Source organism: Agromyces sp. NPDC056965, from assembly GCF_042673425.1.
Lineage (GTDB): Bacteria > Actinomycetota > Actinomycetes > Actinomycetales > Microbacteriaceae > Agromyces.
The window spans coordinates 1-7,796 of record NZ_JBHURI010000124.1 but is presented as its reverse complement, the minus strand read 5'-3'; the positions used below and the strand labels follow the sequence as shown (position 1 = coordinate 7,796).

Here is a 7,796-nt window from a genome sequence, read left to right as displayed (position 1 = left end):
GGCACTCGGTCGCGGCGGCCCTCGGCGACGACCTCGCGGAACACCGGCGTCTCGTCGATCGACCAGACGGTGGCGGGCTCGGGCGCGGCGTCGTCGATCTCGCCGACCTCGGGCGCCTTCCGCATGCGAGCGGCGGCGTACGCCGCGACGAGCGTCAGCACCGAGAGCAGGGCGAGCACGATGCCCGGGTGCCACCAGGCGTAGCCGGTGGCCTCGCCGATCGCCACGGTGACGAGCGGCACGAACCCGGCGACGGTCGCCGCGATCGCGTACGACACCGAGAGTGCCGAGTACCGGAAGTGATCGGGGAACAGGTCGTTCATGAGACCGCCGAGCGCCGCCCACGACATCGTGGGCAGGATGCCGCCGATGATCATGGTGCCGACAAGGATCGGGAACGTCGCGAACTGCAGCAGGAAGTACATCGGGAAGGTGATCAGGAGCGTGCCGAGCGCACCCCATGCCACGACCTGCGCCGAGCCGATGCGACTCGCCCACGCGCCGAAGAGCGGGATGGTGACGAGCTGCAGGAGGCCGCCGATCGTGGTCGCGACGAGCAGGTCCTGGAAGCTGAATCCGAGCTGCACCGCTCCGTAGTTGATCGTGTAGGTGTTCATGAGCGAGTACGAGCCGATGCCGAGGAGGGCGGCGCCGATCGCGACGACGATCGCGACGGGGCGACGAGCGAACATCGTGACGAAGGGCACTCGGTCGCGGCGGCCCTCGGCGACGACCTCGCGGAACACCGGCGTCTCGTCGATCGACCAGCGCAGGTAGAGCGAGACCAGCAGGAGCGGGAACGCGAGGAGGAAGGGGATCCGCCAGCCCCAGGCCACGATCTCCTCGGCCGGGAGCACGAGCGTCATGACGATGAAGAGCACGGCCGAGAGGATCGAGCCGACGGGGGACCCGAGCTGGGGGATCGCGGCGTAGAAGGCGCGCTTCACCGATCCGGAGTGCTCGGTCGCGAGGAGGATCGATCCGCCCCACTCGCCGCCGAGGGAGAGGCCCTGGATGACGCGCAGCAGCACGAGCAGGATGGCGCCGATCCAACCGGCCTGCGCATACGTGGGCAGGAGGCCGATGAGGCCCGTCGCGACGCCCATCACCGCGACCGTCCAGAGGAGGGTCGCGCGTCGGCCGAGCCGGTCGCCCATGTGGCCGAAGACCACGGCGCCGATCGGTCGGACGATGAACGCGAGCGCGATCGTCGAGAACGAGGCGAGGGTCGCGCCGAACTCGCCGAGCGGTTCGAAGAACAGCGGTCCGGTGAAGAAGGCCGTGAAGTACGCGAACACGTAGAAGTCGAACGACTCGAGCGAGGTGCCGATCATCGACGCCCAGGCCACGCGGCGGGCGGGGCTGGCGGTGGGGGCCGGTTCGACGGCGGGGGTGGTGGCGGTCACAGTCATTCCTTGGGAGAGCGCCGGATGGAAGCGGCGGCGGGTGAGGCGGTCGCGAAGACCGCACACATCCTGACACCGCCGCGATGCTGCGACAAGCAACTTGTTCGAATTTCACTAGAACAATAGACTTTGAAGATGCTGATCCGCCTCGATCCGACCCTCGACGCACCGCTCTTCGAGCAGCTCGCCTCCGGCCTCCGGGCCTCGATCATCGACGGTCGGCTGTCTGGCGGCGAGCGCCTCCCGGCGTCACGGGAGCTCGCCGATTCCCTCGGCGTCAACGTGCACACGGTGCTCCGCGCCTACCACCGCTTGCGCGACGAACGCCTCATCGAGCTCCACCGCGGTCGGGGCGCGGTCGTCGCCGTGCGCATCGGCGGCCACGCCGCCCTCGCCGGCGCCGTCTACGACCTCGTCGACGAGGCGAAGGACCACGAGCTGCCCGAGGCGGCGCTCCTCGCCCTCGTGAGCGAGGCGTATCGCTCGGCGCCTCGCGCCTCGGGCGTGCTCCGTCCCATGCCGACGCGGTAGTCTTGACGGCAGCGACACCGGTCCGGCCACTGGCCGGCGCAGGGGTCGTGAAGACAATCGACATCGATCCGGCCATCACCGGGGAGTCTTCGGAAGAACCCGAACGGGCGCCACGCGGCATCCGCTCGGCAGTAGAACCGAACGGGGCGGCCCGTCACAGCCGGCAATGAGGGGCGAGTCGGCCGCACGGCGCGATTCGCAAGCGAGGTGGTACCGCGGCGGCGCTCGATCGAGCACCGGCGTCCTCGTGAGAGCATCCGTCCCCGCAAGGAGCGAGCGTGTACCCCCGTACCCCAGACGACCACGGTGTCGCCCCCTCACCAGAGTTCCCCGCCGTCGAGCGCGACGTGCTGGCCTTCTGGAAGGCCGACGGCACGTTCCAGGCCTCGATCGACCAGCGCGAGGGCGCTCCCGAATGGGTCTTCTACGACGGCCCGCCGTTCGCCAACGGCCTGCCGCACTACGGCCACCTGCTGACGGGCTACGCGAAGGACCTCTTCCCGCGGTTCCAGACCATGCGCGGCAAGCAGGTGCACCGCCGCTTCGGCTGGGACACCCACGGCCTGCCCGCCGAGCTCGAGGCCGAGCGCCAGCTCGGCATCACCGACAAGAGCGAGATCGAGGAGATGGGCATCGCGGCCTTCAACCAGGCCGCTCGCGACGCCGTGCTCCGCTACACCAAGGAGTGGCAGGAGTACGTCACCCGCCAGGCACGCTGGGTCGACTTCGAGCACGACTACAAGACGCTCGACGTGACCTTCATGGAGAGCGTCATCTGGGCGTTCAAGACGCTGCACGAGAAGGGCCTCGCCTACGAGGGCTACCGCGTGCTGCCGTACTGCTGGCGCGACCAGACGCCGCTGTCGAACCACGAGCTGCGCATGGACGACGACGTCTACAAGATGCGCCAGGACCAGACCGTCACCGTCACGTTCCCGCTCGTCGGCGCGAAGGCCGAGTCGCTCGGGCTCACCGCCGTGCGCGCCCTCGCGTGGACGACGACGCCGTGGACCCTGCCGACGAACTTCGCCCTCGCGGTCGGCCCCGACATCGAGTACGCCGTCGTGCCCGCCGGACCGAACGGCACGCCCGATGCGACGGTGCTGCGCGAAGAGGTCGGCTCGCCCGAGACGGGCGCCGCGGCATCCGACACCGAGGTGCTCGGCGGCGAGTACCTGCTGGCGATCGACCTCGTCGGCAACTACGCGAAGGAGCTCGGCTACGAGTCCGCCGACGACGCGCGCGCGGCCGTCTCGCGCACGGTGCGCGGCAGCGAACTCGAGGGTGTGGCCTACGACCGCCTCTTCGACTACTACGCCGACGTCGAGGAGCACGGCCTGCAGAACGCCTGGCGCATCCTCGTCGCCGACTACGTCACGACCGAGGACGGCACCGGCATCGTGCACCAGGCCCCGGCCTACGGCGAGGAGGACCAGAAGATCTCCGAGGCCGCGGGCATCCCGGTCATCATCTCGCTCGACGAGGGCGGCCGGTTCCTGCCGGCGGTGACGGATGTCGCCGGGCTCCTGTGGAGCGACGCGAACAAGCCGCTCACCCAGCTGCTGAAGGCCGAGGGGCGCCTGCTCCGCCAGGCGAGCTACGAGCACTCGTACCCGCACTGCTGGCGCTGCCGCAACCCGCTCATCTACAAGGCCGTCTCGAGCTGGTTCATCCGCGTGCCCGAGTTCCGCGACCGCATGGGCGAGCTGAATCAGGACATCAACTGGGTGCCCGACAACGTCAAGGACGGCCAGTTCGGCAAGTGGGTCGCCGGCGCCCGCGACTGGTCGATCAGCCGCAACCGCTACTGGGGCTCGCCCATCCCGGTCTGGAAGAGCGACGACCCCGAGTATCCGCGCATCGACGTGTACGGCTCGCTCGAGGAGCTCCAGCGCGACTTCGGCCGTCTGCCGGTCAACCCCGACCGCGAACCCGACCTGCACCGCCCGTACATCGACGAGCTCGTGCGCCCGAACCCCGACGACCCCACCGGTCGCTCGATGATGCGGCGCATCCCCGACATCTTCGACGTCTGGTTCGACTCGGGCTCGATGCCGTTCGCGCAGGTGCACTACCCGTTCGAGAACCAGGAGTGGTTCGACAGCCACAACCCCGCCGACTTCATCGTCGAGTACATCGGGCAGACGCGCGGCTGGTTCTACGTCATGCACGTGCTCTCGACGGCGCTGTTCGACCGGCGCGCGTTCTCGAACGTCGTGAGCCACGGCATCGTGCTCGGCAGCGATGGGCAGAAGATGTCGAAGTCGCTGCGCAACTACCCCGACGTCTCCGAGGTGTTCGAGCGCGACGGTTCCGACGCGATGCGCTGGTTCCTCATGTCGAGCTCCGTGCTGCGCGGCGGCAACCTCATCGTCACCGAGGAGGGCATCCGCGAGGGCGTGCGGCAGTTCATGCTGCCGCTCTGGAGCACCTGGTACTTCTTCTCGCTCTACGCCAACTCGGCGCGGGACGGCGGCTACGAGGCATCCGCTCGCACCGATTCGACCGACGTGCTCGACCGGTACCTGCTCGCGAAGCTCGGCGAGCTCGTCACCGACGTCACGGCCGACTTCGAGGCGTTCGACTCGCCGCTCGCGGCGGCGAAGCTGCGCGACTTCGGCGACGTGCTGACGAACTGGTACGTGCGCCGCTCGCGCGACCGCTTCTGGGCCGGGGTCGGCGAAGACGGCTCGGGCGGCGAGGCGTTCGACACGCTGTACACGGTGCTCGAGACGCTCACGCGCCTCTCGGCGCCGCTGCTGCCGCTCGTCTCCGAGCAGATCTGGCGCGGGCTGACCGGCGGGCGCAGCGTGCACCTGGCCGACTGGCCCGACGCCGCTGCCTTCCCGGTCGACCACGAGCTCGTCGCCGCGATGGACTCGGTGCGCGAGATCAGCTCCGCCGCGCTCTCGCTGCGCAAGCAGTCGGGTCGCCGGGTCCGGCTCCCGCTCGCGCGCCTCACGGTCGTCGCGACGGATGCCGCCGCACTCGCGCCGTTCGAAGCGATCCTGCGCGACGAACTGAACGTCAAGGCGGTCGAGCTCGTCACGCTCGACGGCTCGAGCGCCGAGCGCTTCGGGGTCACGAAGCGACTCACCGTCAACGCGCGCGCCGCCGGACCGCGACTCGGCAAGACCGTGCAGCAGGCGCTCCAGGCCGCCCGTTCGGGCGACTGGAACGTCGACGGCGACCAGGTCGTCGCCGGCGGCATCGCACTCGAGGCGGGGGAGTACGACCTCGTGCTCGAGGCCGGCGGTGCGGGCGACGGATCGAGCGCGCTCGCGCTGCTCGCCGACGGCGGGTTCGTGATCCTCGACACGGCGACGACCCCCGAGCTCGAGGCCGAGGGCCTCGCGCGCGACGTCGTTCGCGCCGTGCAGGAAGCGCGCAAGGCGGCCGGCCTCGAGGTCGGCGACCGCGTTCACCTGACGCTCACGCTCGACGAGACCGGAGCCGCGGCAGCCGAGCGCCACCGCGAGCTCATCGCCGGCGAGACGCTCGCGATCGAACTGACCGTGATCGCCGGGGCCCCCGGCGACGAGGCGAAGACGGTCGGCGAGTCCTCTCGACTGACCGTGGAGGTGGCGAAGGCATGACCGACGAACTCGACTTCGCGGATGCGGCCGACGCCGTCTACCGCAGCCTGCTCGAACGGGTCGGCGAGGCCGCCCCCGAACGACGGCTCGACGCCACGCGGCGGGCCGTGGAGATCCTCGGCGACCCGCATCGAGCGGCCCCGGTGATCCACATCACCGGCACGAACGGGAAGACCTCGACGAGTCGCATGATCGAGTCGATCCTGCGTGCCGGCGGCCTTCGCACGGGCCTCATGACGAGCCCGCACCTCGAGCGGTTCACCGAACGCATCCTCATCGACGGCGAGCCCGTCTCCGATGAGGCGGTCGCCCGCAACTGGGAGGAGATCGAGCCGTTCATCGCCATCGTCGACGCCGAGCTCGAAGCGGCCGGTACGCCCCGCCTGACCTTCTTCGAGGCGCTCACGGCACTCGCGTTCGCGTGCTTCGCCGACGCCCCGGTCGATGTCGTCGTGCTCGAGGTCGGCATGGGCGGCGAGTGGGACTCGACGAACGTGGCCGACGGCCAGGTGGCCGTGTTCACGCCGATCGACCTCGACCACGAGTCGGCGCTCGGCAGCACGATCGAGCGGATCGCCCGCACGAAGGCCGGCATCATCAAGCCCGAGGCCGCCGTCGTCACGGCGTTCCAGTCGCCCGAGGCGCTGACGGTGCTGCGCGACGTCACCGCCGAGCGGGGCGGCACGTTCGCCGTCGAGGGCGGCGCGTTCGCGGTGCTCGACTCCCGTGTCGCCGTCGGCGGCCAGCTCATCTCGGTGAAGGGCCTCGCGGGGGAGTACCGCGACCTCGCGCTCCCGCTCTTCGGCCGCCACCAGGCCGAGAACGCCGCCGTGGCGATCGCCGCGGTCGAGTCGTTCCTCGGGGCGGGCACGATGCGCATGGCCGACGAGGTGCTGCAGCAGGGCCTCGGCGCGGTGACCTCGCCCGGGCGCCTGCAGATGGTCGGCACCGAGCCCCCCGTGCTCGTCGACGCCGCCCACAACCCCCACGGCGCGCGCGCGCTCGTCGCGGCACTCGACGAGTACTTCGACTTCGACGAGATCGTCGCGGTCGTCGGAGTGCTGCGCGACAAGGACGCGAAGGGCATCATCACGGCGCTCGACGGCGCCGTCGAGCGGTTCAACATCACCACCTCGTCGTCGGAACGCTCGATCCCCGTCGACGAACTCGCCCTCGCCGCCGTCGGCTGGAGCAACGAGGACAAGGTGCACCAGTACGACGACCTGCTCGACGCACTCGACGACGCGCGGAAGTGGGCGACCGAGGCGCCGAAGCGCGCCGTCGTGGTGACGGGCTCGATCGTGCTCGTCGGCGAGGCCATCGCCATCGCCGCGGACCGTGAATGGGGGCGCTCGTGAGCGACTCGACGTCCATGCCCGAACCCGACGACGCGGCTGCCGCGGCATCCGGAGACACCGCCGCCGACGCACCCGTCGCACCCCTGCGCTCCATCCGTCAGAGCCTCGCCGCCATCGTGCTCGGCTTCGAGGTCATCGTGGTGTTCCTCGCGGCGCTCGTCATCTGGGGTCTCTCCCAGGGCGGCGTCGAGGGCTCGCTGCCGTCGTGGGTCGCCCTCGCGGCCGGCGGCGTCATCATCCTCGCCCTGATCGCGACGATCGGGCTCCTGCGGTTCAACTGGGCGTACACGCTCGGCTGGGTCATCCAGGTGCTCATCCTCGCGTCGGGCTTCCTCAACCCCGCGATGTTCGTCGTGGGGGCGCTCTTCGGCGGCATGTGGTGGTACTGCATGGTGACCGGCGCACGTATCGACCGAGAACGAGCGGCAGCGGCCGCGCAATGGAAGGAACAGCAATGACCACCCCCATCGAAGAGACCCTCGTGCTCGTCAAGCCCGACGGCGTCGCGCGCAACCTCACGGGAGAGATCCTCCGCCGCATCGAGGCCAAGGGGTACTCGCTCGTCGACATCCGCTTCGTGCAGCCCGACCGCGAGCTGCTCGCCCGTCACTACGCCGAGCACGAGGGCAAGCCCTTCTACGAGCCGCTCATCGAGTTCATGGAGTCGGGTGCCATCGTGGCGATGCGCGTCGCCGGCAACCGCGTGATCGAGGGCTTCCGGGTGCTGGCGGGCACGACCGACCCCACGACGGCGGCACCCGGCACGATCCGCGGCGACTTCGGTCGCGACTGGGGCCTCAAGGTGCAGCAGAACCTCGTGCACGGCTCCGACTCGGTCGAGTCGGCCGAGCGCGAGCTCGCCCTCTGGTTCTGAGGCTTCGCGCTTCGCAGCGCTGAACGGAGGC

General features: G+C 70.2%; 6 protein-coding genes. 5 read left to right on the top strand and 1 reads right to left on the bottom strand.

All coding sequences use genetic code 11. From position 1 onward, the window contains the following. The coding region (locus ACFTQE_RS19325) for an MFS transporter (RefSeq protein WP_376926593.1) at positions 1-1,406 on the bottom strand (1,406 nt) is incomplete at its 3' end. A gap of 135 nt (positions 1,407-1,541) precedes the next feature. Here ACFTQE_RS19325 and ACFTQE_RS19320 point away from each other — a divergent pair. The 5 genes from ACFTQE_RS19320 to ndk all read left to right on the top strand — a co-directional run bounded on the left by ACFTQE_RS19320 (position 1,542) and on the right by ndk (position 7,765). Next, positions 1,542-1,937: a GntR family transcriptional regulator gene (locus ACFTQE_RS19320; protein ID WP_376926592.1), complete on the top strand. Its 396-nt coding sequence runs from the start codon at positions 1,542-1,544 to the stop codon at positions 1,935-1,937. 278 nt (positions 1,938-2,215) lie between these two features. Then, a complete protein-coding gene (gene ileS / locus ACFTQE_RS19315) occupies positions 2,216-5,533 on the top strand; it encodes an isoleucine--tRNA ligase (protein ID WP_376926591.1) in 3,318 nt (1,105 codons plus the stop codon). Next, the gene (locus ACFTQE_RS19310) at positions 5,530-6,891 is read left to right on the top strand and encodes a bifunctional folylpolyglutamate synthase/dihydrofolate synthase (protein WP_376926590.1); all 1,362 of its coding nucleotides are present in this window, start codon (positions 5,530-5,532) and stop codon (positions 6,889-6,891) included. Before ileS ends, ACFTQE_RS19310 begins: the two co-directional genes overlap by 4 nt. Next, positions 6,888-7,349, top strand: a complete 462-nt coding sequence (locus tag ACFTQE_RS19305) for a DUF4233 domain-containing protein (RefSeq protein WP_376926589.1) — start codon at positions 6,888-6,890, stop codon at positions 7,347-7,349. The genes ACFTQE_RS19310 and ACFTQE_RS19305 overlap by 4 nt, the downstream gene beginning before the upstream one ends. Beyond that, positions 7,346-7,765 (top strand): nucleoside-diphosphate kinase, encoded by a 420-nt coding sequence (gene ndk / locus ACFTQE_RS19300; RefSeq protein WP_375833178.1) that lies wholly within the window; start codon positions 7,346-7,348, stop codon positions 7,763-7,765. Before ACFTQE_RS19305 ends, ndk begins: the two co-directional genes overlap by 4 nt. The last annotated feature ends 31 nt before the right edge of the window (positions 7,766-7,796 follow it).